Here is a 21,156-nt window from a genome sequence, read left to right on the forward strand (position 1 = left end):
CTTCAGGGCTGCTGCGTGGCCGGTCCCTCGGGCACCAGCACGCCTTTTTCCAGGTGCACCAGGCGCTCGGCGCGGGCCGCGGCTTTGGGGTCGTGGGTGACCATCACGATGGTCTTGCCCAGTTCGCGCTGCAGGCGTCCCAGCAGGTTCAGCACGTCTTCGCCCGTCTGGCGGTCGAGGTCGCCGGTGGGCTCGTCGGCCACGATCAGCTGTGGGTCGGTCACCAGCGCACGCGCGATGGCCACGCGCTGCTGCTGCCCGCCCGACAGCTCGTTGGGCTTGTGGTCGGCACGGTCACTGAGGTGCACCATGGCCAGGGCGGCATCGACATGCGCCTGGCGCTCGCGGCGGCTCAGTGTCGTGAGCAGCAAGGGCAACTCCACGTTCTCGAAGGCCGTGAGCACGGGCATCAGGTTGTAGAACTGGAAGATGAAGCCCACGTGGGCGGCGCGCCAGTCGGCCAGCTGGGCCTCGCTCAGTGTGGCGATGTCGACCCCGCCGATCTCGATGCGGCCACGCGTGGGCTGGTCGATGCCGGCGATGAGGTTGAGCAGGGTGCTCTTGCCGGAACCGCTGGGTCCCATGAGGGCCACGAACTCTCCGGCCTGCACGTCGAGGTCGATGTGGTCCAGCACTGTGAGGGTCTGCCCCCCGCGCTGGTAAGCCTTGCCCAGGCCGCGCACACGGATCAGAGGGGCCGCCGAACCGGCCACGGCAACGGGGGTGCTCATGGTCACGCCTTCAAGGCTGGCTCAGGCGCACGGCGGCACCATCGTGCAAGGCAGTGCCCGAAGACGGCAAGGCCAGGCGGTCGCCCGCTTTCAGCGCAGGCTGAGGCCCGCCAGCGGCCAGCCGCAACGCCACCAGCTCACCCAGTGTGCGGCCTGGTGTCACCGGCACGGCCTGCGCAGTGAACCGATCGGTGGTGCCGGGCACCGCCTGCAGGCGCCACACCCGCGCAGCCGCAGCCTGCCGGTCGATGGCCTGTGCGGGCACGGCCAGCAGCGGTTGCTGGTCGGCCGCCGTGATCGGCTGCTTCAGGAAATTCACCTTGGCACTCATCTCGGGCAGGATGCGCGCGTCGAGCTGGTCGAAGCGCACCTTGGTGGTCACCGTGGCCTTGGCACGGTCCACCGTGGGCACGATGGCCCCCACCTGCCCCAGAAAGCGCACGCCTGGCAGGGCATCGAGCAACACCTCGACCGGCTGCCCCTGACGCACCTGGGCCAGACTGCTTTCCGACACGTCGGCCTCGACCTCCAGCGTGCTCAAGTCGGCCATGGTCACCACGGCGCCCTGCGTGCCCGCCGCACTCGACAAGGGCGTGATGACATCGCCCACATTGGCGTTCTTGACCAGCACCACGCCGTCAAACGGTGCACGGATCTCGGTGAAACTTCGCGCCACCTCCTGCACCTTCACCTGGGCCTGCGCCGCCGCCACGGCGGCCTTGGCGGCCACCACCGCCGCCTGCGCCCCCTTGAGGCGAGACTGCACGGCATCGAGGGCCTGGGGCGAGATGAAGCCCTGGGCCTGCAGGCCCTTGTTGCGCACCAGCTCGGCCTGGGCCAGCAGCTGCTCGACCTCGGCCTGGCGCACCCCGGCCTCGGCCTGGCGCACCCCGGCTTCGGCTGCCACCAACGAGGCCTGCACGTCACTGGCATCGATGCGGGCCAGCAACTCGCCGGCCTTGACCCGGCTGCCCTCGCGCACATTCAGCTCGACCAGGCGGCCAGTGGCCTTGGAGGCCACGGCCGCGCGCCGCTGTGCCACCACATAGCCCGAGGCGGTCAGTGCCACATGCTGCTGAGACGCGGTGGCCGTGACCACCGACACGGTCTGCACTGTCACGGGGCGAGGGCCCATCCACCAGGCGCCCGCGCCGGCCAGGGCCAGGCCCCCCACGGCCCAGCGCACCCAGGCTCGGCGGCCAGGGCCACTGCTGCCGCGCTCGATGCGCAGGCTCTGCAAAGGGGCTGCAGAAGGGGTCGAAGGGGACGAGCTGGTTTCGGTCATGGGCACCCACGCGGGAGGCTGCACACCGGCAGCCCTTGCCCCATTGTCAGCCCTGCCGGGGAACCTGCCGTGACACCCGAGCCCGGGTGTCAGGCATGTGTTCAGCGTGCTGCCGCGTTCAGCAGCGCGCGCGTGTCGATCGCCACGCGGCGGGCGGCGCTGGCGAAGTCATCACCGCTGCTGGCGTACAGCACGGCACGCGAGCTGTTCACGATGATCGGGCCTGTGACGGCACCGCCCGCATCGCGCTTGAGGCCCGCCTTCACGGTGGCGTCGGCGTCGCCGCCCTGCGCGCCCACCCCCGGGATCAGCAGTGGCACCGTGGGCGCCAGTTCGCGCACGCGGGCAATTTCCTGCGGGAAAGTGGCGCCCACCACCAGGCCCATCTGGCCGCTGGTGTTCCAGGGGCCCTGGGCCTGCGCCGCGATGTGTTCGTACACGCGCGGCTGGCCCAGCACATCGGCCAGGCGCTGGTTCTGCAGGTCAGAGCCGCCGGGGTTGGAGGTGCGGCACAGCACGATCACGCCCTTGTCGCTGTACTTCAGGAAGGGCTCGAGCGTGTCAAAGCCCATGAAGGGCGACAGCGTGACCGCATCGGCCTGGTAGCGCACGAAGGCTTCGCGGGCGTACTGCTCGGCGGTCGAGCCGATGTCACCGCGCTTGGAATCGAGGATGACCGGCACCTGCGGCGCCACGCGCTGCATGTGGGCCATCAGCTTTTCCAGCTGGTCTTCGGCGCGGTGCGCTGCGAAGTAGGCGATCTGCGGTTTGAAGGCGCAGACCAGGTCCTTCGTGGCGTCGACGATGGCGGCGCAGAAGTCGTAAATGGCATCGCTCTGGCCCTTCCAGGCCCCCGGGAACTTGGAAGGTTCCGGGTCCAGCCCCACGCAGAGCATGGAGTCATGGAGTTGCTGGGCGTGCTGCAGCTTGGCGAGGAAGTTCATGGGCCGATTTTAACGGCCCTGTGTCATTTGCGCTGCTGCCAGCGGCGGGCTGTGGCGGCCACGACCAGTCCGACGAGGCCCAGCGCCCACGTGGTGGGTTCCGGCACGGGTGCCAAGGTGCCGTAGATGGGCGACAAGTTCTGCGCCCCGCCGGTGAGCAGGTCAAAGCGGCCGGTGGCGGCGTAATCGGTGGCCGTGGTCTTGAGGAAAAAGAAGGTCGAACCTGAGCCCGCTGCAATCGGCGTGTCAAACAGGAAATTGATGGCCCCGCTGGGCTGGGTGCTGGCACTGAACAGCCGCGCTGTCGAAGGCGACACCTGGCCCAGACCGTCCATGCGCCAGTCTGCATCCACCAGCTGGGGCATGCCGAAATCCACCAGCCGGAAAGCGCTCAGGCCCACGCCCGAGGCATCGCGGCTCACGTTCAGTCGCCAATAGAAATCGAGGGTCCCCGAGGCCGCCTCCCGCACAACGCGGCTTTGCACGGTGCCCTCCAGGCCTTGAAAGCTGAAAGGGGTGATCTGGTCGGTCAGCACCGTGCCAGCCAATTCGGGTCGCAGGGCCGCGCTGGTGCCCGGCAGCGCCGTGTCTGCGAACGAGGCGGGTGGGCTGGCGGTCGTGAGCGTCACGGCGCTGGCAGGCATGGCTGCGCCACCAGCGACCAGCCCTGCAGCCATCAGTTGCAAGGCCGTGCGCGACAAACGAATGTTCAAGAACGGGGTCATGGCATCTCCTGTTTGAAAAAAGCGATGCCACGATTGTTCCGAGCCCCAAAAAAAACGCGCTCCCTAGCGCTAGGGAGCGCGTCGCTTCGAACTAGGGGCCTGCCTGGCGTCAGATGCGCTTGGCCAGCGATTCGGCCACGCCGATGTAATTGCCCGGCGTCATGGCCATCAGGCGCTGCTTCTCGGCTTCGGGCAGCTCCAGCGTGCCGATGAAGGCCTGGATGGATTCGCGGGTGATGGCCTTGCCGCGGGTGAGTTCCTTCAGGCGCTCGTAGGGGTTGGGCAGGCCGTAACGGCGCATCACGGTCTGGATGGGCTCGGCCAGCACTTCCCACGAAGCATCGAGGTCTTCAGCCAGCATGTCGGGGTTGACTTCCAGCTTGCCCAGGCCACGGGCCAGGCTGTCGTACGAGAGCAGGGCATAGCCCAGGGCCACACCCATGTTGCGCAGCACGGTGCTGTCGGTCAGGTCACGCTGCCAGCGGCTGATGGGGAGCTTCTGGCTGAGGTGCGTCAGCACAGCATTGGCCAGGCCCAGGTTGCCTTCGGCGTTCTCGAAGTCGATCGGGTTGACCTTGTGCGGCATGGTGCTCGAGCCGATCTCACCGGCCTTGGTCTTCTGCTTGAAGTAGTGCAGGCTGATGTAGCCCCACACGTCGCGCGAGAAGTCGATCAGGATGGTGTTCAGGCGGGTCACGCCATCGAACAGCTCGGCCATGTAGTCGTGCGGCTCGATCTGGATGGTGTAGGGGTTGAAGGTCAGGCCCAGCTGGTTTTCGATGACCGACTGGCTGAAGGCCTCCCAGTTCTTTTCGGGGTAAGCCGACAGGTGGGCGTTGTAGTTGCCCACGGCGCCGTTCATCTTGGCCAGCAGCTTGACGGCGGCAATGCGTTCACGCGCATTGACCAGGCGGGCCACCACGTTGGCGATTTCCTTGCCCACGGTGGTGGGCGAAGCGGTCTGGCCGTGGGTGCGGCTCAGCATCGGCAGGCCGGCCATGTCGTGGGCCATGCCCTTGAGGGTGGCGATCACGCCGTCGATGGCGGGCAGCAGCACCTCTTCACGGGCCGCCTTGAGCATCAGGCCATGGCTGGTGTTGTTGATGTCTTCCGAGGTGCAGGCGAAGTGCACGAACTCGCTGGCGGCCTGCAGGTCGGTGTGGCCCTCGAACTTCGATTTGATCCAGTACTCCACAGCCTTGACGTCGTGGTTGGTGGTCTTTTCGATGTCCTTGATGGCCTGGGCATCAGCCTCAGCGAAACGGGCCACCAGGCCGCGCAGGTAACCGCGCGAGGCTTCCGAAAGCGGCGCAAACTCGGGCAGACCGGCGTCGGACAGGGCGATGAACCACTCGATCTCGACCTGCACGCGGCGGTGCATCAGGCCGAATTCCGACAGCAGGGGACGCAGGGCGGCCACTTTGGCGGCGTAACGACCATCGAGGGGCGACAGGGCGGTGAGTGCAGAAAGCGACATGGCGGTGGGGCAGTACGTGCGGTAAGCGGCCCGACTCAAGTCAGGCCACGCGCGGGAACAGACAGAACAACCTGCCATTGTACGAAGTGCAGCCAAGATTCCCAAATCCGGGCAGGCGCCCTGCGCCACGGGCCATCGGGAGGCATGGACCCGTCAGGCTCGCACCTTGTACAAGCCACTGACTTGCTGCAGCGACGATGCCGAAGGGATTTCATCGGGCATGACACTGACGGGCGACACCGCCACAGGCGCGGTATCGCCCTGCGTGGTGGGCCAGTGTGCCAGCATCACATCAACGTCTACCCGACTCCAGACCTGCAGCGACTGCATGCGCAGCCGCCGGACTTGCACGACGGCCCAAGGCCAGTAAAGACCAGCGGTCAGGAGCAAGCGAATCGCCAGACGGACATGCAATCGGGTGTATGCCTTGACCGGGATGTCGCTGCGGAAGCGGAAATGCCGATTGCCGGTCTTGCCCCAGACCAGATTGATCAGGCGGGCCTGGATGAAAGGCACCACCACCACCGCCCAGGCCACGGCCAACAGGCCGACCAACACGGTGAGCGCCTCCCGGGACACCCCCGGACGACCTGTGGCGCGCCCCACCAGCAAACCCAGGGCCAGCACCAGGGCCCCCAGGCCTGCAAGGGCAGCGAAGACCACGGCCGACCAAACGATCGACCGATGCCACAAAGCGGAAAAATCAGCCGCGCTGACTTTCCAGAGCATGCGAAACGGCCCCAGTCGAAGATGCGCCTGTCGGTGGCGGAGCACCGCCCAGGACACCCAGGGCACCGACAAGATCCACGCCGACCAGGCCACGGCGGCTGCCCACCAGGGGACTGGCGCGTCAGGCGCCCAAGCCAGCGCCGTGAGCGCAGCACCGGCCATGGCCAGCAGCACGCCCCCCATGCTGGCACGATACACCCCAAGCAGCCCCCCCTCCAGCCACAAGCGACGCCCCGCCCATGTGATCGACACCACCTGCTGCTGCATGCGCAGGTGGATGACGACAGGCCACACCAGCGCGGCCAAGCCCATGGCCAGCCAGCCCGTGCGGGCATCCTGCAGGGCGGCAGCGCCCACCCCCAGGGCGATCGCCAGGGTCAAGGCGAACCGCGGCCACAACGAAACTGCCTCCAGGCGGTGGTCCAACGCATGGCCCACCACCCGCGTGTTGCGCAGAAAAAACTGCTCACGCCGCTGCATCACCCATGGCCAGGCCAGGCCGCCGGTCAGCAACAGCAGCAGCACATGCATGGCCCACAGGCGCGCATAGTCGCCCCCTGCCGCATGGAAGCGAACGGGCCACTGCAGCACCACACCTTGCGGCAAGCGCGGCACGTCAGGCAAGGCCGGGGAACGCAGGGGCGGGTTGGCGCGCGGCAACACGCCCGGCGGCATTTCCTCATTGAACAAGGGCCCGGGCAGGGTGGAACCGATGGGGTGTGGGGCCCGCCACGCCGTGTCGGCCCGCCTGGAACGACCGGGCTCAGGGGTCAAGGCAGGCCCAGCCACAGCGGTCGGTCGCGAGATGGGGCTGTCCGCCGGGGTCGCAGATGACTCCGCCGGCGCAACAGATGGCGCAGCAATCGGTACAGCCTGTCGGGCAAATTCGTCTTGCCAGCGGTTGGTCACTTCGCGCATGAAAGCATGCTCAAGTGCGTCCAGCCGAACTGCCGTGCGTGGCGTGGGGTTGGAGGAATCGGTCATGACGTGTCGGTGAATGAATGTAACGGACCGATCCACACCACCGGATGAAATGACTCCCCCCTCCTTGGGTGATCGACGCACTCGCACCACGCCCCACGAGGGGCTTGGCTAAAATCGGCGTCCAACCCGTTGCACATTCCACCCAATGAAACTGATCGGTTCACTCACCAGCCCGTTCGTGCGCAAAGTCCGCGTCGTGCTGGCCGAGAAAAAACTCGACTACAAATTCGAAACGGAAGACGTCTGGTCTGCCGACACCCGCATCACCGAATCCAACCCGCTGGGCAAGGTGCCCTGCCTGGTGATGGAAGGCGGCGAAGCCGTGTTCGACTCCCGCGTGATCGTGGAATACGTCGACACCCTGTCGCCCGTGGGCAAGCTGATCCCGCTGTCGGGCCGCGAGCGTGTCGAGGTCAAGACCTGGGAAGCCCTGGCCGACGGCTTGCTCGACGCCGCCATCCTGGCACGCATGGAAGCCACCTGGCCCGGCCGCACCGCCGAGCAGCGCAGCCAGGCCTGGATCGACCGCCAGATGGACAAGGTCAACGCCAGCCTGAAGGCCATGAGCCTGGGCCTGGGCGAACGCGGCTGGTGCTGCGGCATCCACCACACGCTGGCCGACCTGTCGGTGGGCTGCGCCCTGGGTTACCTCGATTTCCGCTTCCCCGAGATCGACTGGCGCGGCGATCACCCCAACCTGGCCAAGCTGTACGACAAGCTGTCGCAGCGTCCCAGCTTCCAGGACACAGCGCCACCCAAAGCCTGAATCTGAACCAGCGGCCAACGCCACACACCAAGCCCCTCACCGAGGGGCTTTTTCATGGGTGACTGGAACGCTCAGGTGCGTGGCGTGTGCGCCTGGGCCGGCAAGGCGAAGGTGTGGGCCTGCGCCAGCATCCAGTACTGTTCGAACACCGGCTGGGGCCAGTCGCAGCCGCCCTGCTCGGCCTGCAGCAGCTGCCCGGGCTTCACGAAGGTCAGCAAGTTCGACAGCCGGTGCACCACATGCCCGGCACCGCGCCGCACGATGTGGTCGGCCGTGATGTCGTTGGGATGGTGCAGCCCGGCCGCCTGGATCAGCTCCTGCAAGGCATGCAGGGTGTTGCGGTGGAAGTTGAACACGCGGTCGGCCTTGTCGGGCACCACCAACGCGCGCTGGCGCATCGGGTCTTGCGTGGTCACACCCGTGGGGCAATGACCCGTGTGGCAGCTCTGCGCCTGGATGCAGCCCAGCGCGAACATGAAGCCCCGCGCCGAGTTGCACCAGTCGGCACCCAGGGCCATCATGCGGGCGATGTCGAAGGCGCTGACCACCTTGCCGGCACAGCCCAGCTTGATGCGGTGGCGCTCGCCAATGCCCACCAGGGTGTTGTGCACCAGCAGCAAGCCCTCCTGCAAAGGCGCGCCCACATGGTCGGTGAACTCCAGCGGCGCTGCGCCGGTGCCCCCCTCGGCCCCATCGACCACGATGAAATCAGGCCACAGGTTGGTGGCCTGCATGGCCTTGACCATGGCGAACCATTCCCAGGGGTGGCCAATGCACAGCTTGAAGCCCACCGGCTTGCCGCCGCTGAGCTGCCGCAGCTGCTCGATGAACTGCATCATCTCGATGGGCGTGCTGAACGCGCTGTGCGAGGCGGGCGACACGCAGTCCACCCCCACCGGCACACCCCGCGCCTCGGCAATCTCCGGAGTCACCTTGGGGCCTGGCAGCACCCCGCCATGGCCCGGCTTGGCGCCCTGGCTGAGCTTGAGCTCGATCATCTTGACCTGGGGCTCGCGTGCATTGACCTTGAACTTCTCGGCATCGAAGCGGCCCTCGGGCGTGCGGCAACCGAAATAGCCCGAGCCGATTTCCCAGATCAGGTCACCGCCACCCTCGCGGTGGTAACGGCTGACCGAGCCCTCGCCCGTGTCGTGCGCGAAATGCCCGCGGGCCGCCCCCTTGTTCAGGGCCAGGATGGCATTGGCGCTCAAGGCACCGAAGCTCATGGCGGAGATGTTGAACAGGCTGGCGCTGTAAGGCTGCGTGCAGCTGCTGCCGCCCGCGCCGATGGTCACGCGGAAATCGTGCGAGGCCACCTGGCTGGGCGACACCGAATGGCTCAGCCACTCGTAGCCTTCGGCCGTCACATCCTTCTGGGTGCCGAAGGGGCGCTTGTCGGGCGCCCCCTTGGCGCGCTGATACACCAGCGAGCGCTGCTGGCGTGAGAAAGGCGCCGCCTCGTTGTCACTTTCGATGAAGTACTGGCGCAGCTCGGGCCGAACGAACTCCAGCAGGTAGCGCAGGTTGCCCAGCACCGGGTAGTTGCGCAACACCGCTTTCTTGGTCTGCAGGAAGTCGCGCAGGCCCAGCAGCGTGAGTGGCAGGCCGATCACCACCAGCCAGATGCACCAGCCGGTGCTGCCGAACACACCGCACACCACACCGGCGACCAGCACCAGTGCCGAAGCCCCCCAGGTCAGGAACCGGACCGGCAAGCGGTCGCCCAACGATGCCAATGACCGAGCCATGTGTGCCTCCGTGCGGGCAAGACGCCCCTGCTGTCACTGTAGACCTGCCCGGGGGCGAGCACCTGGTGAAAAGTGCCTGAAAGCGGCCGCAATGCCAGCGCTCGGGCGCGCTGCCCAGGGTCTGTCAGGCCTCAGGCACGCAGTGGTAAACTGCCGCCATAGCGCCGATTTGTCCGGCTTGCGGGCGCTCAAGAAATTCCGCTAAAGAGGGTGCTGTGAACGGCCCCTGTTTCGATGCATTTCGCGGAATGCGCACGCGGCCGACTTGCCAACATGACAGCAGCCTCCAACAGCGTCGGGGTGGTCACCCCCCAGTCCATCCAGTTCAATGCACCTCTGCCCCTCAAAAGCGGCGCGGTGCTCAAGAACTACCACCTCATGTTCGAGACCTACGGTCGGCTCAATGCCGACCGCAGCAACGCCGTGCTGGTGTGCCATGCCCTGAATGCCTCGCACCACGTGGCCGGGCTGCACGCCGACGCCAACGGCCAGCCCCTGCCCAAAAGCGAAGGCTGGTGGGACAACCTGATCGGCCCCGGCAAACCCCTGGACACCGACAAGTTCTTCGTGGTGTGCGTGAACAACCCTGGCTCGTGCTTTGGCTCGACCGGCCCCATGCACGTGAACCCCGACACCGGCCGCATCTATGGCGCCAGCTTCCCAGTGGTGACCGTGGAAGACTGGGTGAACGCCCAGGCTCGCGTGCTCGATGTGCTGGGCATCGAGCAACTGGCCGCCGTGGTGGGAGGCAGCCTGGGCGGCATGCAGGCCCTGAGCTGGACGCTGCAGCACCCCGACCGCGTGCGCCACTGTGTGGCCGTGGCCACCGCACCCAACCTGTCGGCCCAGAACATCGCCTTCAACGAAGTGGCCCGCCGCGCCATCGTCACCGACCCCGATTTCCACAGTGGCAACTTCTACGCCCATGGCGTGGTGCCGCGCCGCGGTCTGCGCGTGGCCCGCATGATCGGCCACATCACCTACCTGTCGGACGACGTCATGGCCAGCAAGTTCGGCCGTGAACTGGTGGGCCGCGACCGGCACGACGAGCCCAACTACTCCACGCAGGACATCGAGTTCCAGGTGGAAAGCTACCTGCGCTACCAGGGCGACAAGTTCAGCGACTACTTCGACGCGAACACCTACCTGCTGATCACCCGCGCGCTCGATTACTTCGACCCGGCCCGCGCCCACCAGGGCAACCTGAGCGCCGCCATGGCCAAGGCCCTGGCGAAGTTCCTGATCGTGAGCTTCACGACCGACTGGCGCTTCTCGCCCGCCCGCTCACGCGAGATCGTCAAGGCCCTGCTCGACAACGGCCGTGACGTGTCGTATGCCGAGATCGATGCGCCCCATGGCCACGATGCCTTCCTGCTGGACGACGCGCGCTACCACGAGGTCATGCGCGCTTATTTTGATCGCATCGCCAGCGAACTGACCACAACTGCACCGAACGCCAGCCCAACCCAGCCCAGCGAGGTGGCGGCATGATCGAACACAGCAACCCTTTCACCCACCAGGCGCGGCTGGCCCGCATCGCGGAGCTGGTGCCCGAGGGCTCGCGCGTGCTCGACCTGGGCTGCGGCAACGGTGAACTGCTGGCCCTGTTGCGCGACCAGCGCCACTGCAGCGGCTACGGCATCGAGATCAATGACACCCACGTGCGCGAATGCGTGCAGCAGGGCGTGAACGTGATCCAGTGCAACCTGGAAGAAGGCCTGGGCCTGTTCGAAGACAACAGCTTCGACGTGGTGCTGCAGCTCGACACCCTGCAGAACCTGCGCAATACCGAGGCCATGCTGCGCGAAACCGCCCGCGTCGGCCGCATCGGGGTGGTCAGCTTCCCCAATTTCGCGCACTGGCCGCACCGCGTGAGCGTGCTCAAAGGCCGCATGCCGGTCAGCAAGAGCCTGCCCTACCAGTGGTACGACACGCCCAACATCCGCGTGGCCACCTTCCGCGATTTCGACCAGCTGGCCCGTCAGTGCGGCCTGAAAGTGCTGGAATCGTTCGGCCTGCACGAAGGCCAAGAGATCCGCCGCTGGCCCAACTTGCGCGCCAGCACGGCCGTGTTCAAGTTCGAGCGCGGCTGAGTTCGCGCTGAGGCTCGGCGCGACTTGCTGAAAGTTGCACGCAGAAAATAAAAAAAGCGCCCCGAAGGGCGCTTTTTGCTTCAAACCCCAAAGGATCAGAAGTTGTGCTTGATGCCGACCGCGAAGGAGTTGGCAGCCTTCACGTTGGTCACCTTCTCGTTCGAGATCACGGCGTACACGTCGGTGCGCTTGCTGATCATGTGGTCGTAGCCCAGCGAGAAGATGGTGTCCTTCGAACCACCATTCTTGGTCTTGTACTGGCCGTACGAAGCCAGCACGGTGCCAGCAGCCGTCACGGGAGCCGAAGCGCCAACTTGGAAGATGGTTTCGTCAGCGGCCACGGCGTTGTTCACGGCGGTGTACTGACCGAAGGCCTTGACCACGCCGAAGTCGTACGAAGCGCCCAGAGAGGTGACCTTCTGGTCCTTGGCAAAGGCGGTACCAGCCGCGGTGTTGGCGCTTTGCTGATCGTCGGCGTCCATGTAGGCCAGGCCAGCGCTGAAGGCGCCTGCGTTGTACGAAGCACCCACGGTCACACTGTTCTTGGCGCCAGCAGCCGAAGTTTCCTTGGGGGTCACTTGCAGGTTGGCAGCGAAACCGGCGACGGTCGGGGTTTCATAGGTGATCGAGTTCACCCAACCGGTGTCCACGCCCAGGGCTGCACCCTTGGCGTTGCCCAGCGAACCCAGGCTGTAGAAGTGACGCATGGTGGGCGAGAAGCCCATCGAGCTGCCGAAGGGGTTGTAGGTGTAGCCGTAGGTGAACAGGGCGTTGTCGTACTGACCCAGGGCGATCTTGCCGAAGCCACCGCTCAGGGCAACGTTCGAACCACGGCCCCAGTATTGGCCGGCGTTGTTGGGAACCACGCCGCCGGTGTCGGTGGCCAGGAAGGTTTCCAGCACGAACTCAGCCTTCAGGCCGCCGCCCAGGTCTTCCGAACCCGAGAAGCCCAGGAAGCTGGTCATCATCTGGCCAGAGTCGACCTTGGTCACGGCCTTCGAGCCAGCGGTGGCGGTCTTGAACGAGCCGACGGTGGCTTCCACCGAGCCGTAGACCTTCACTTGGGCCTGAGCGGCAGCAGCCAGAGCCAGCAGGGCAGCGCCGGCAACGATCTTCTTGGTGAACATGCAAATTCTCCTAACGGTGAGAGGAAGTTCAGTGACAACCCTGAGTTCGGGTTGGGCTGTCGCTGCGGTTGATTCTGGGCGGAATCGAAAGCAATCGACAGGCCACCCCCCTCGCTCACGCACCGTCAGGGGTGCAAAAACAGGAGATTCGTTGCCCCTCCGCGACACTTGCGTGTCATCCAAGCAACAAAAAAGCGCCCCGAAGGGCGCTTTGGATCATTTCAGCAACAGCTGAGGCGATCAGAAGGCGTGACGCACGCCAACGGCGAAGGTGTTGGCCGACTTCGAGCCCTTGATCTTGGTGTTGTTCACGCCCACGTAAGCACCGGTGCGCTTGCTGATGGCGTGGTCATAGGCCAGCGAGAACTCGGTGGTCTTGGCGTTGGCGACGCCGTCGTTCTTCAGTTGGCCGTACGAAGCCAGCACGGTGCCGGCAGCGGTCACGGGAGCCGAAGCGCCGATCTGGAAGAACTTCTCGGTCTCGGCCTGGCCGTCGGTTTCACCTTGGCCGTATTGAGCGAACGCCTTGGCGATGCCGAAGTCGTACGAAGCAGCCAGCTGCCAGCGTTGCGAATCGGTGTTGGCGGTCAGGGCCACGTCTTCGTAGACCAGGCCAGCAGCCAGGGGGCCAGCGGTGTAGGTGCCTTGCAGGGCCACAGCGCCGTCCACACCGTTGGTTTCGCTGGCGCCGAATTGGACGGCACCAGTGAAGCCCGACAGGTTGGGCGAGGTGTAGGTGATGCTGTTCTTGTAGTTGGTGCCGCTGTTGGCGTTGGCGTTCACAGCGCCCACTTGGCCGAACAGGTTCGAAGCCGAGAACACGGCCGAGTCAGCGAAGGGGTTGAAGGCGGTGTTGGTCAGGTAAGCCAGCGAGCGCACATTGCCCAGGGTGGCGGTACCGAAGTCACCAGCCAGGCCGATGGCGCTGGTGCGAGCCCAGAAGGTCGACGAAGCGGTGCCGGTGTCGGCAGCGATGTCGCTTTCCAGCTTGAAGAAGGCCTTCAGGCCGCCGCCCAGGTCTTCGGTGCCCTTGAAGCCGATGTACGAGGCACGCAGCGAGCCCGATTCCACCTTGGTGGTGGCCTTCTGGCCGGGTTCCTTGAACGAACCGACCGACAGGTCGACGTTGCCGTACAGGTTCACTTGCGATTGAGCTTGGGCAGCAAAAGCGGCCAGCAGAGCGGCGGCAGCCACAGCGGTCTTCTTCGAGAACATGGTTTTCCTTCCGAAAGAGGGGTCTAAACGGGTGTTTGGACTGTAGTCAAGAAAACTCGCCAAGCTGTTTGTGACACCCGAATGACGCCCCAATGTGGGGTGCCTGATGCACCATTTCGTCACATTTAAGCAACAATGTGGTGCGCTTTGTGGCACTTCGGCCACGAAAAAGCGCCCCGGAGGGCGCTTGTTGGATCGCACAGGAGCAACTTGAACGAACGTTCGTGCGTTTTCAGTACCGGTGGCGCACACCCAGCACCAAGGTCAGGCCAGGGTCCAGTTCGAGGCCCACCAGGTCCAGTCGCTCGTAGACCAGGTCGGTATAGGCCTGGGTGTCTTTGCTGAACTGTCGCTCATAGCCCAGCGTCATCCAGCGATGCCGCGTGTCCAGGGGCTTGTTGTTCAGCAAGCCCAGGCTGGCGTGAACCACATCCGAGCTGGTCAAGAGCATCTGGGCGCCCAGCATCTGGTAGTTGGCCCGGATGGTGGCACCACCGAACTCCACCTTGTTCTGACCAACTTGCATGAACAGCTTCACAGGGTCCAGGTCGATGGCCGTGGCGGCCACCCACAGGTCGTTGCGCATGCTGGGCGAACTGGCCAAGCCTGCCTTGACCGACTGGAAGGCATACGCGGTGTCCACCACCTCGCCGTCGTAGCGCAACGCCACACCGATGTTGTGGCCGTTGGCATCACCCTCGCGAGCGCCCCACTGCAGCCCCACCGACAGTGCATCGAGGTCTTCGATGGTGGGCAGGGTCAGGGTGAGGCTGTTCGACCAAGACGTGGCGGCCATGGCCTCGCGTGCACCGCCCTGCGCCGCACCGATCACGCCGCTGTTGACCAGTTGACGACCGTACAGGTCCAGAGAAGGAATGTGGTCCTGGAGCAGGCGCAATGCCGGGTTGTAAGGCGACTCGCCCAACGGGGAGAAGTCTTGATAGGTCTTGGCCAACAGCGTGATGGAGCGGCCGGCCCACAGAGCGCCCCAGTCGCTGTCCTGAATGCCAACCCTGGCCTGGCGATGCCAGAAGTTGCGGTCGCTGACAGCCCCTGTGTCACCAGCGAGTGCCGCCTCGAGTTGCACCATCACCTTGGCCGAATCACCCAGACGCTCTTGTGCACTGAACCCGACAAAACTCATGCCGCGACCGCCGGTGCCGACTGCAGTGGAGCGGCGGTTGGCAATCGTGCCCGGGTCAAACTGCGCCCCCGTGAGACTGCCTTGGTAAGAAGGTCGGTAACTGGCCAGGTTGAGGTCCAGCACACCATAGACCTGGGCTTCAGCGGCCAGGCAGGCTGACGTCGAAAATGCCAGGCAGAGGCTGACGCAGAGGCGACGTGAAAAAGACAGGCGCATGGAAAGTCACGAGACGGATTTCAAACAGCTTGCATTGTCTCGGAACTCAGGCCACCCCTGTGCTGGGAGCAACCCCTTGAAAGCTGGCTCGGCCGATCGAAAGCGTGCCAAAACACAACAGCGCCCAGACCAGCGCCGATCGGTCAAGCCGCCAGCACGCTCAGGATGTCACGGCCATAGGCCTCCAGGCGCTTGGCGCCCACGCCACTGATCTGACCCAATTCGCCCATCGACTGCGGCGCGATGCGGGCCATTTCGGCCAGCGTGGCGTCGTGGAACACAACGTAGGCGGGCAGGTTGTGCGCCTTGGCCACCGAAGAGCGCCAGGCCCGCAGCGCCGCCAGCCGCTCTTGTGACAGGGGGTCGAGCGACTGCAGCAGGGCGTCGGCCGGTTTGCGCAGGCGGCCATTGCCACTGCGCTTGGGTGCCTCGACCGACACCTTGAGCGTGAGCTGCACCTCGCCCTTGAGCACCGGACGAGCGCTGTCGGTCAGCACCAGGGTGTTGAACTCGCCTTCGGCCACCACGTGGCCCAGGGCCACCAGCTGGCGCAAGACGGCCCGCCACTGGGGCTCTGACAGGTCGGCGCCCACGCCAAAGGTGGTCAGGCTGTGGTGCCCGTATTGTTCGACCTTGTCGGTGCGTCGGCCGCGCAGCACGTCGATGAGGTGGCCAGCGCCGAAGCGCTGCCGGCCGTGCTGCCAGAATCGGTAGATGCAAGACAGCATCTTGCGGGTGGCCTCGGTGGCGTCCCAGGTGTCGGGCGGGCTCAGGCAGTTGTCGCAATTGCCGCAAGGTTGGCTGGCTTCACCGAAATAGGCCAGCAGGCGCACGCGCCGGCAGTCATGGGCTTCGGCCAGGGCCAGCAGCGCGTCGAGCTTGTGGCGCTGCACGCGCTTGAATTCGTCGTGCGCGGGGCTGTCGTCGATCATGCGGCGCTGCTGCACCACGTCGGCCAGGCCGTAGGCCAGCCAGGCCTCGGCGTCGGCACCGTCGCGGCCGGCACGGCCCGTCTCCTGGTAGTAGGCCTCGATGTTCTTGGGCAGGTCGAGGTGGGCCACGAAGCGCACATCGGGCTTGTCGATGCCCATGCCGAAGGCCACGGTGGCCACCATGATCAGGCCGTCTTCGCGCAGGAACCGGTCCTGGTTCTGCTGGCGCTGGGCCGCCTCCATGCCCGCGTGATAGGCCAGGGCCCGCAGGCCCTGCTGGCACAGCCAGGCCGCGGTTTCTTCCACCTTGCGGCGCGACTGGCAGTACACCACCCCGGCTTCGCCCTCGTGTTCGTCGCGGATGAAGCGCAGCAGCTGGGCCCGGGGGTTGTCTTTCTCGACCAGGGTGTAGCGGATGTTGGGCCGGTCGAAGCTGCTGACGAACAGCCGCGCCTCCTGCAGCTGCAGGCGCACCAGGATGTCGGCGCGGGTGTGCTCGTCGGCCGTGGCCGTGAGCGCAATGCGGGGCACGGCCGGAAAGCGCTCGTGCAGCAGGTGCAGATGGAGGTAGTCCTCGCGGAAATCATGGCCCCACTGGCTGACGCAATGGGCTTCGTCGATGGCGAACAGGCTGAGCTTGCCTTGTTCGTGCAGACGCTCGAGCAGGGCCAGAAAGCGCGGCGTGGTCAGGCGTTCGGGGGCCACGTACAGCAGCACCAGACGCCCGGCCATGAGCTCGCGCTCGGTGTGCTGCACTTCGTCGAGGCTGAGCGTGGAGTTCAGGAAGGCCGACGGCACGCCCACCTCGTGCAGGGCACCGACCTGGTCGTGCATCAGGGCGATCAGGGGCGAGACCACCACCGTGACCCCCTGCCCCGCGCGGTGCCTTGCGATGGCAGGCACCTGGTAGCACAGGCTTTTGCCGCCCCCGGTGGGCATGAGCACCAGGGCATCGCCCCCGTGGGCCACGTGCTCGACGATGGCCTCCTGCTGCCCGCGGAAAGCCGGGTAGCCGAACACCTCCTGGAGGATGGCGGTGGTGCTGGGCAGGGGCATGGGCGGGTGCATGCCCGCATTGTGCCGTCTGGCGGCACTGCGCTTGCTTCACCCCGAGGGTGGCCACCCGCCGAGGGCACCCCACTGGGGGTGTTGCCAGGTTCGCGGAGCGCGATAATGCCAACCGCTGACTGCCCCATGCAGCCCGCATCCAAGCAACGAACGCTTATTTTCAACCAACGAAATCTTGAGAATCGCCCATGGCCTCCATCAACAAAGTCATCATCATCGGCAACCTTGGCCGTGACCCCGAAGTGCGCTACACCCCCAATGGCGCTGCGGTGTGCAACGTCTCGGTGGCCACCACCCGCAACTGGAAAGACAAGAACAGCGGCGACAAGGTGGAAGAAACCGAATGGCACCGCGTGGTGTTCTATGACCGCCTGGCCGAAATCGCCGGTGAGTACCTGAAAAAGGGCCGCTCGGTGTACGTGGAAGGCCGCCTGAAGACCCGCAAGTGGCAAGACAAAGACGGCAAGGACAACTACACCACCGAAATCGTGGCCGAGCAGATGCAACTGCTGGGCGGCCGTGAAGGCGGTGGCAACGGTGGCGGTGGCGGTGGCGGCTACGGTGGTGGCAGCAGCTACGGCGGCGGCAACACCGGTGGCGACGAAGGTTTCAGCCGCGAGGCGGCCGAGCCCATGGGCCGCCCGGCAGCCCGCCCGGCGTCGCGCCCGGCCCCTGCCCCCGCGCCCGCACCGAAGTCGGCCACCGGCTTCGACGACATGGACGACGACATTCCGTTCTGACGCGGCCCCCTCGGCTCGGTCGACCAACAGCCCCTGGCGCCTGCCGCCTGGGGCTTTTTTCATGGCGCGTTTTCTTGGCGCGTGTCTTTCAGGCGAACCGCGCCCCCCCCCCTGCGACAGTCCAGCACTGTGCTCCGCAGGACTGGACAGCGCACAGCAGAGAAAGACACAATGTATCCACTTGGATACCTTCTGATTGCCATGACCATGCCACTCAACGCCACCGAACGGACCCAACAAGCCGAAGCTGCATGGCAGCAGGGGCGACAGTGCGAAGACCGAGGAGACGTCGAAGGCGCCCACGCACACTACCGCCTGGCCCACGACCTTGTGGTGGACTGCCCTCGCCTGCACCAGCGCGCTCACGAACACCTGCGCCGGGTGAACCGGCAACGGCATGCGTGGCGTGAGTGGCTGACCGACCAGGCCTTGCTGAAGCTTGCACCGCTGGCCGCGTTCGAGATCGTGGCCTTCCTGATGACGCGCCAGGTGCTCGGCGGCCGGGTGTGCGCACGTTCACGGGGCGCGTCACAGGCCTGACGCCGGGGCTCTGCAGCCCTGAACGGCCCCGCCCTTCAGAACGGGATCTTGCGAGTGAGCACCTGCCAGAACATCACCCAGTCACCCATCAGGCTGTAGAGCGGGTAGGTGAAGGTGGCCGGCTTGTTGTGCTCGAAAAAGAAGTGCCCCACCCAGGCAAAGCCGTAGCCCGCCATTGGCAAGCTGGCCCACCACCAGCCTCCCTGCACCAGTGCGGTGGCCAGCAAAGCCAGCACCACGGCCGAGCCCACCACGTGCAGGCGCCGGCAGGTGCGGTCGGCATGCTGTGACAGGTAGAAGGGGTAGAACTCGGCGAAAGAGGTGTACGGCTTGCTCATGCCGTGATCGTGGGCCAGCGCCGCGGCCTTGGCAAGCCGGAGGGCCCCGAGGTGCAGGAACCGTTCATGTCGCGCCCCGCCCGGTGTGACGCCTTGGCTACACTGGCCGTTCGCGGCGCCGCCACACACGGCCACATGCCAGCACGCAGCCGCCGCCCGCCATAAGCCCCAGTCCATTGCCCACGCCCGAGGCCCCCATGTCTGCCAAACCCACCCTGCCCGCCCCCACCGACGCTTTCGTGGCCAGCCCGCTGGGCACGCCCCTGTCGCCCAGTGCCACCAAGGTGATGCTGCTGGGCTCCGGCGAGCTGGGCAAGGAAGTGCTGATCGCACTGCAACGCCTGGGCGTGGAAACCGTGGCGGTGGACCGCTATGACAATGCCCCCGGCCAGCAGGTGGCCCACCACAGCCGCACCATCACCATGAGCGATGCGGCCCAGCTGCGCCAGCTGATCGAGGCCGAACAACCCCTGCTGGTGGTGCCCGAAATCGAGGCCATCGCCACCCCCGAGCTGGAACGACTGGAAGCCGAAGGCCGCGTGCGCGTGGTGCCCACAGCCCGCGCCGCCCGCCTGACCATGGACCGCGAAGGCATCCGCCGCCTGGCCGCCGAAACCCTGGGCCTGCCCACCAGCCCCTACCGCTTCTGTGATTCGCTGGCCGAGCTGCAAGCCGCCATCGACGGCACCGACGGCCAGCCCGGCATCGGCTACCCCTGCATCGTCAAGCCGGTGATGAGCTCGTCGGGCAAGGGCCAGAGCAAGATCGATGGCCCCGCCGATGTGGCCAAAGCATGGGATTACGCCATGGCCGGTGGCCGGGTCAGCCACGGCCGCGTCATCGTGGAAGGCTTCATCGACTTCGATTACGAGATCACGCAGCTCACGGTGCGCGCCGTGGGGGCCAGCGGCCAGATCGAGACCCACTTCTGCGAGCCCATCGGCCACATCCAGGTGTCGGGCGACTACGTGGAAAGCTGGCAGCCACACCGCATGAGCCCGCAAGCCCAGGCCCGCGCGCAGGCCATTGCCAAGGCCGTGACCGACGACCTGGGCGGCCAGGGCCTGTTCGGTGTGGAGCTGTTCGTCAAGGGTGACATGGTGTGGTTCAGCGAAGTGAGCCCCCGCCCACACGACACCGGCCTGGTCACGCTGACCACGCAGGTGCAAAGCGAGTTCGAGCTGCATGCACGCGCCATCCTGGGCCTGCCAGTGAACACCGCCCTGCGCAGCCCCGGCGCCTCGGCGGTGGTGTATGGCGGCATGGAGGCACAAGGCATTGCCTTTGAAGGTGTGCGCGAAGCCCTGCAGGTGCCCAACACCGACCTGCGGCTGTTCGGCAAACCGGAAAGCTTCACCAAACGCCGCATGGGCGTGGCACTGGCTTTCGATGCCGATGTGGAAGTGGCGCGCCAGCGTGCGAAGGAAGCCGCCAGCAAGGTTCGGCCGGTGAAGGGCTGAAACCCGAGCGGCTGACACCTGAGGGGCTGTCGCTCAAGTGCAAGCGCCGCGCCAGGCGGTCACTGGTTGGCCGCCACGCTCTGGTGGTCAGCCACCTTCACCATGCCCTGGATGCTGGCCAGCAGATTGCCATTGAGCGGCCCTGCGCGGCCCATCAGGCCCGGGATGTCGACCAGTTCGATGTCGGCGTAGCGGACCACGATGGTGCCCGCCTCGGCCAGCTGCTTGAGCGCGCGGTTGATGGTCTGGCGCGACACGCCCATCATGCGCGCCAGGTACTCCTGGGGCAGGCGCAAATGGCGCTTGAACGACATCGGGTAGTTCATGCCGAAATTGCACGAGGCCATCAGCAGGCGGCGGGCCAGCTGCTGTTCGAGCGACAGGTTGGCCTTGTCTTCCAGCAGCACCACCAGCATGCGCAGGCGCAAGGTGGCCAGACGGGCCAGATCACGCCAGTGCTGCGGGTGCTGGGTCAGCCAGGGCTCCAGCAAAGAGCGGGGGCACACCAGCACCGAGCTGGCCACGTCGGCCACCGCGTCCTGGCTGCGGGGCAGGCGGTCGAGCACGGCCACCTCACCGAACCACTGGTAGGGCTCGACATACAGGGTGAGGTTCTGGGTGTCGCTTTCGGAATTGAACGAGCCCAGGCGCAAGGCACCCGACAGCACGCAGCACAGCGCCTCGTCGGCCTCGCCGCGGGAGAACAGGCGCTCGCCCGGCTTGAGCGTGACCACCTTGGACAGCGACACCAGGGCATGCTGAAACTCGGGTGGGCAGGAGGCAAACCACACGTGCGAACGCAGGGCAGGCAGCAGGTGAGCAGGGGTGGCGTCAGAGGTGGGCGGCATGGATGTCGAAATGCTGGCTGCCGTCGTGTCAGACAGCAACCCCCAC

The 21,156-nt window shown here is 66.1% G+C and carries 19 protein-coding genes and 1 riboswitch; of the genes, 6 read left to right on the top strand and 13 right to left on the bottom strand.

What is annotated here, in order from left to right; all coding sequences use genetic code 11:
* Nucleotides 1-2 precede the first annotated feature (2 nt).
* The 6 genes from EYS42_RS08550 to EYS42_RS08575 all read right to left on the bottom strand — a co-directional run bounded on the left by EYS42_RS08550 (nucleotide 3) and on the right by EYS42_RS08575 (nucleotide 6,875).
* Nucleotides 3-731, bottom strand: coding sequence for an ABC transporter ATP-binding protein (locus tag EYS42_RS08550; protein WP_130967741.1), 729 nt, complete (start codon nucleotides 729-731; stop codon nucleotides 3-5).
* Nucleotides 732-741: 10 nt separating this feature from the next.
* A complete protein-coding gene (locus EYS42_RS08555; protein WP_130967742.1) occupies nucleotides 742-2,016 on the bottom strand; it encodes an efflux RND transporter periplasmic adaptor subunit in 1,275 nt (424 codons plus the stop codon).
* A gap of 101 nt (nucleotides 2,017-2,117) precedes the next feature.
* Nucleotides 2,118-2,960, bottom strand: a complete 843-nt coding sequence (gene pyrF / locus EYS42_RS08560; protein WP_130967743.1) for an orotidine-5'-phosphate decarboxylase — start codon at nucleotides 2,958-2,960, stop codon at nucleotides 2,118-2,120.
* A gap of 23 nt (nucleotides 2,961-2,983) precedes the next feature.
* Nucleotides 2,984-3,685, bottom strand: coding sequence for a PEP-CTERM sorting domain-containing protein (locus EYS42_RS08565; protein ID WP_130967744.1), 702 nt, complete (start codon nucleotides 3,683-3,685; stop codon nucleotides 2,984-2,986).
* Between the two features lie 109 nt (nucleotides 3,686-3,794).
* Nucleotides 3,795-5,162 (bottom strand): adenylosuccinate lyase, encoded by a 1,368-nt coding sequence (purB, locus tag EYS42_RS08570; RefSeq protein WP_130967745.1) that lies wholly within the window; start codon nucleotides 5,160-5,162, stop codon nucleotides 3,795-3,797.
* Nucleotides 5,163-5,315: 153 nt separating this feature from the next.
* Entirely contained in the window at nucleotides 5,316-6,875 is a 1,560-nt protein-coding gene (locus EYS42_RS08575) for a DUF898 family protein (RefSeq protein WP_130967746.1), read from the bottom strand.
* Between the two features lie 145 nt (nucleotides 6,876-7,020).
* Here EYS42_RS08575 and EYS42_RS08580 point away from each other — a divergent pair, with 145 nt between their 5' ends.
* The gene (locus EYS42_RS08580; protein WP_130967747.1) at nucleotides 7,021-7,641 is read left to right on the top strand and encodes a glutathione S-transferase N-terminal domain-containing protein; all 621 of its coding nucleotides are present in this window, start codon (nucleotides 7,021-7,023) and stop codon (nucleotides 7,639-7,641) included.
* A 71-nt stretch (nucleotides 7,642-7,712) separates the two neighbouring features.
* On the opposite strand, the gene EYS42_RS08585 is transcribed toward EYS42_RS08580, so the two are convergent.
* Entirely contained in the window at nucleotides 7,713-9,389 is a 1,677-nt protein-coding gene (locus EYS42_RS08585) for an FMN-binding glutamate synthase family protein (RefSeq protein ID WP_130967748.1), read from the bottom strand.
* 151 nt (nucleotides 9,390-9,540) lie between these two features.
* Nucleotides 9,541-9,615: riboswitch (SAM riboswitch) on the top strand.
* Between the two features lie 47 nt (nucleotides 9,616-9,662).
* Here EYS42_RS08585 and metX point away from each other — a divergent pair.
* Both metX and metW read left to right on the top strand, forming a co-directional pair.
* Nucleotides 9,663-10,880 (top strand): homoserine O-succinyltransferase MetX, encoded by a 1,218-nt coding sequence (metX, locus tag EYS42_RS08590; RefSeq protein ID WP_130967749.1) that lies wholly within the window; start codon nucleotides 9,663-9,665, stop codon nucleotides 10,878-10,880.
* A complete protein-coding gene (gene metW / locus EYS42_RS08595) occupies nucleotides 10,877-11,482 on the top strand; it encodes a methionine biosynthesis protein MetW (RefSeq protein WP_130967750.1) in 606 nt (201 codons plus the stop codon). Before metX ends, metW begins: the two co-directional genes overlap by 4 nt.
* Before the next feature lie 95 nt (nucleotides 11,483-11,577).
* Here the strand turns inward: metW and EYS42_RS08600 are convergent, their stop codons facing one another.
* The 4 genes from EYS42_RS08600 to recQ form a co-directional block, all read right to left on the bottom strand.
* On the bottom strand, nucleotides 11,578-12,609 hold the full coding sequence (locus EYS42_RS08600; RefSeq protein ID WP_130967751.1) for a porin: 1,032 nt from the start codon (nucleotides 12,607-12,609) through the stop codon (nucleotides 11,578-11,580).
* Between the two features lie 240 nt (nucleotides 12,610-12,849).
* Complete coding sequence (locus EYS42_RS08605; protein WP_130967752.1) at nucleotides 12,850-13,824, bottom strand: porin; 975 nt, start codon at nucleotides 13,822-13,824, stop codon at nucleotides 12,850-12,852.
* 232 nt (nucleotides 13,825-14,056) lie between these two features.
* On the bottom strand, nucleotides 14,057-15,184 hold the full coding sequence (locus EYS42_RS08610; RefSeq protein WP_130967753.1) for a porin: 1,128 nt from the start codon (nucleotides 15,182-15,184) through the stop codon (nucleotides 14,057-14,059).
* 143 nt (nucleotides 15,185-15,327) lie between these two features.
* Nucleotides 15,328-17,172, bottom strand: coding sequence for a DNA helicase RecQ (gene recQ, locus EYS42_RS08615; protein ID WP_245503569.1), 1,845 nt, complete (start codon nucleotides 17,170-17,172; stop codon nucleotides 15,328-15,330).
* A 200-nt stretch (nucleotides 17,173-17,372) separates the two neighbouring features.
* Between recQ and ssb the strand changes: the two genes are divergently transcribed.
* On the top strand, nucleotides 17,373-17,924 hold the full coding sequence (gene ssb / locus EYS42_RS08620; RefSeq protein ID WP_130967755.1) for a single-stranded DNA-binding protein: 552 nt from the start codon (nucleotides 17,373-17,375) through the stop codon (nucleotides 17,922-17,924).
* A 201-nt stretch (nucleotides 17,925-18,125) separates the two neighbouring features.
* Nucleotides 18,126-18,464, top strand: a complete 339-nt coding sequence (locus tag EYS42_RS08625; RefSeq protein WP_130967756.1) for a hypothetical protein — start codon at nucleotides 18,126-18,128, stop codon at nucleotides 18,462-18,464.
* Between the two features lie 35 nt (nucleotides 18,465-18,499).
* Here EYS42_RS08625 and EYS42_RS08630 read toward each other — a convergent pair whose 3' ends face one another.
* Nucleotides 18,500-18,802 carry an Mpo1-like protein gene (locus EYS42_RS08630; RefSeq protein ID WP_130967757.1) on the bottom strand — a complete coding sequence of 101 codons (303 nt, stop codon included), beginning with the start codon at nucleotides 18,800-18,802 and terminating at the stop codon, nucleotides 18,500-18,502.
* 197 nt (nucleotides 18,803-18,999) lie between these two features.
* Between EYS42_RS08630 and purT the strand changes: the two genes are divergently transcribed.
* Nucleotides 19,000-20,262 (top strand): formate-dependent phosphoribosylglycinamide formyltransferase, encoded by a 1,263-nt coding sequence (gene purT / locus EYS42_RS08635; protein ID WP_130967758.1) that lies wholly within the window; start codon nucleotides 19,000-19,002, stop codon nucleotides 20,260-20,262.
* 59 nt (nucleotides 20,263-20,321) lie between these two features.
* Here the strand turns inward: purT and EYS42_RS08640 are convergent, their stop codons facing one another.
* A complete protein-coding gene (locus tag EYS42_RS08640) occupies nucleotides 20,322-21,110 on the bottom strand; it encodes a Crp/Fnr family transcriptional regulator (protein WP_130967759.1) in 789 nt (262 codons plus the stop codon).
* Between the last annotated feature and the right edge of the window lie 46 nt (nucleotides 21,111-21,156).

It is taken from the genome of Aquabacterium lacunae (genome assembly GCF_004310865.1).
Taxonomy (GTDB): Bacteria; Pseudomonadota; Gammaproteobacteria; order Burkholderiales; family Burkholderiaceae_C; genus Aquabacterium; species Aquabacterium lacunae.

What these genes read in the sequence shown, in the direction of transcription:
- EYS42_RS08550 (WP_130967741.1), bottom strand. Translation starts at nt 731, where the DNA reads ATGAGCACCCCCGTTGCCGTGGCCGGTTCGGCGGCCCCTCTGATCCGT.
- EYS42_RS08555 (WP_130967742.1), bottom strand. Translation starts at nt 2,016, where the DNA reads ATGACCGAAACCAGCTCGTCCCCTTCGACCCCTTCTGCAGCCCCTTTG.
- pyrF (WP_130967743.1), bottom strand. Translation starts at nt 2,960, where the DNA reads ATGAACTTCCTCGCCAAGCTGCAGCACGCCCAGCAACTCCATGACTCC.
- EYS42_RS08565 (WP_130967744.1), bottom strand. Translation starts at nt 3,685, where the DNA reads ATGACCCCGTTCTTGAACATTCGTTTGTCGCGCACGGCCTTGCAACTG.
- purB (WP_130967745.1), bottom strand. Translation starts at nt 5,162, where the DNA reads ATGTCGCTTTCTGCACTCACCGCCCTGTCGCCCCTCGATGGTCGTTAC.
- EYS42_RS08575 (WP_130967746.1), bottom strand. Translation starts at nt 6,875, where the DNA reads ATGACCGATTCCTCCAACCCCACGCCACGCACGGCAGTTCGGCTGGAC.
- EYS42_RS08580 (WP_130967747.1), top strand. Translation starts at nt 7,021, where the DNA reads ATGAAACTGATCGGTTCACTCACCAGCCCGTTCGTGCGCAAAGTCCGC.
- EYS42_RS08585 (WP_130967748.1), bottom strand. Translation starts at nt 9,389, where the DNA reads ATGGCTCGGTCATTGGCATCGTTGGGCGACCGCTTGCCGGTCCGGTTC.
- metX (WP_130967749.1), top strand. Translation starts at nt 9,663, where the DNA reads ATGACAGCAGCCTCCAACAGCGTCGGGGTGGTCACCCCCCAGTCCATC.
- metW (WP_130967750.1), top strand. Translation starts at nt 10,877, where the DNA reads ATGATCGAACACAGCAACCCTTTCACCCACCAGGCGCGGCTGGCCCGC.
- EYS42_RS08600 (WP_130967751.1), bottom strand. Translation starts at nt 12,609, where the DNA reads ATGTTCACCAAGAAGATCGTTGCCGGCGCTGCCCTGCTGGCTCTGGCT.
- EYS42_RS08605 (WP_130967752.1), bottom strand. Translation starts at nt 13,824, where the DNA reads ATGTTCTCGAAGAAGACCGCTGTGGCTGCCGCCGCTCTGCTGGCCGCT.
- EYS42_RS08610 (WP_130967753.1), bottom strand. Translation starts at nt 15,184, where the DNA reads ATGCGCCTGTCTTTTTCACGTCGCCTCTGCGTCAGCCTCTGCCTGGCA.
- recQ (WP_245503569.1), bottom strand. Translation starts at nt 17,172, where the DNA reads ATGCCCCTGCCCAGCACCACCGCCATCCTCCAGGAGGTGTTCGGCTAC.
- ssb (WP_130967755.1), top strand. Translation starts at nt 17,373, where the DNA reads ATGGCCTCCATCAACAAAGTCATCATCATCGGCAACCTTGGCCGTGAC.
- EYS42_RS08625 (WP_130967756.1), top strand. Translation starts at nt 18,126, where the DNA reads ATGACCATGCCACTCAACGCCACCGAACGGACCCAACAAGCCGAAGCT.
- EYS42_RS08630 (WP_130967757.1), bottom strand. Translation starts at nt 18,802, where the DNA reads ATGAGCAAGCCGTACACCTCTTTCGCCGAGTTCTACCCCTTCTACCTG.
- purT (WP_130967758.1), top strand. Translation starts at nt 19,000, where the DNA reads ATGTCTGCCAAACCCACCCTGCCCGCCCCCACCGACGCTTTCGTGGCC.
- EYS42_RS08640 (WP_130967759.1), bottom strand. Translation starts at nt 21,110, where the DNA reads ATGCCGCCCACCTCTGACGCCACCCCTGCTCACCTGCTGCCTGCCCTG.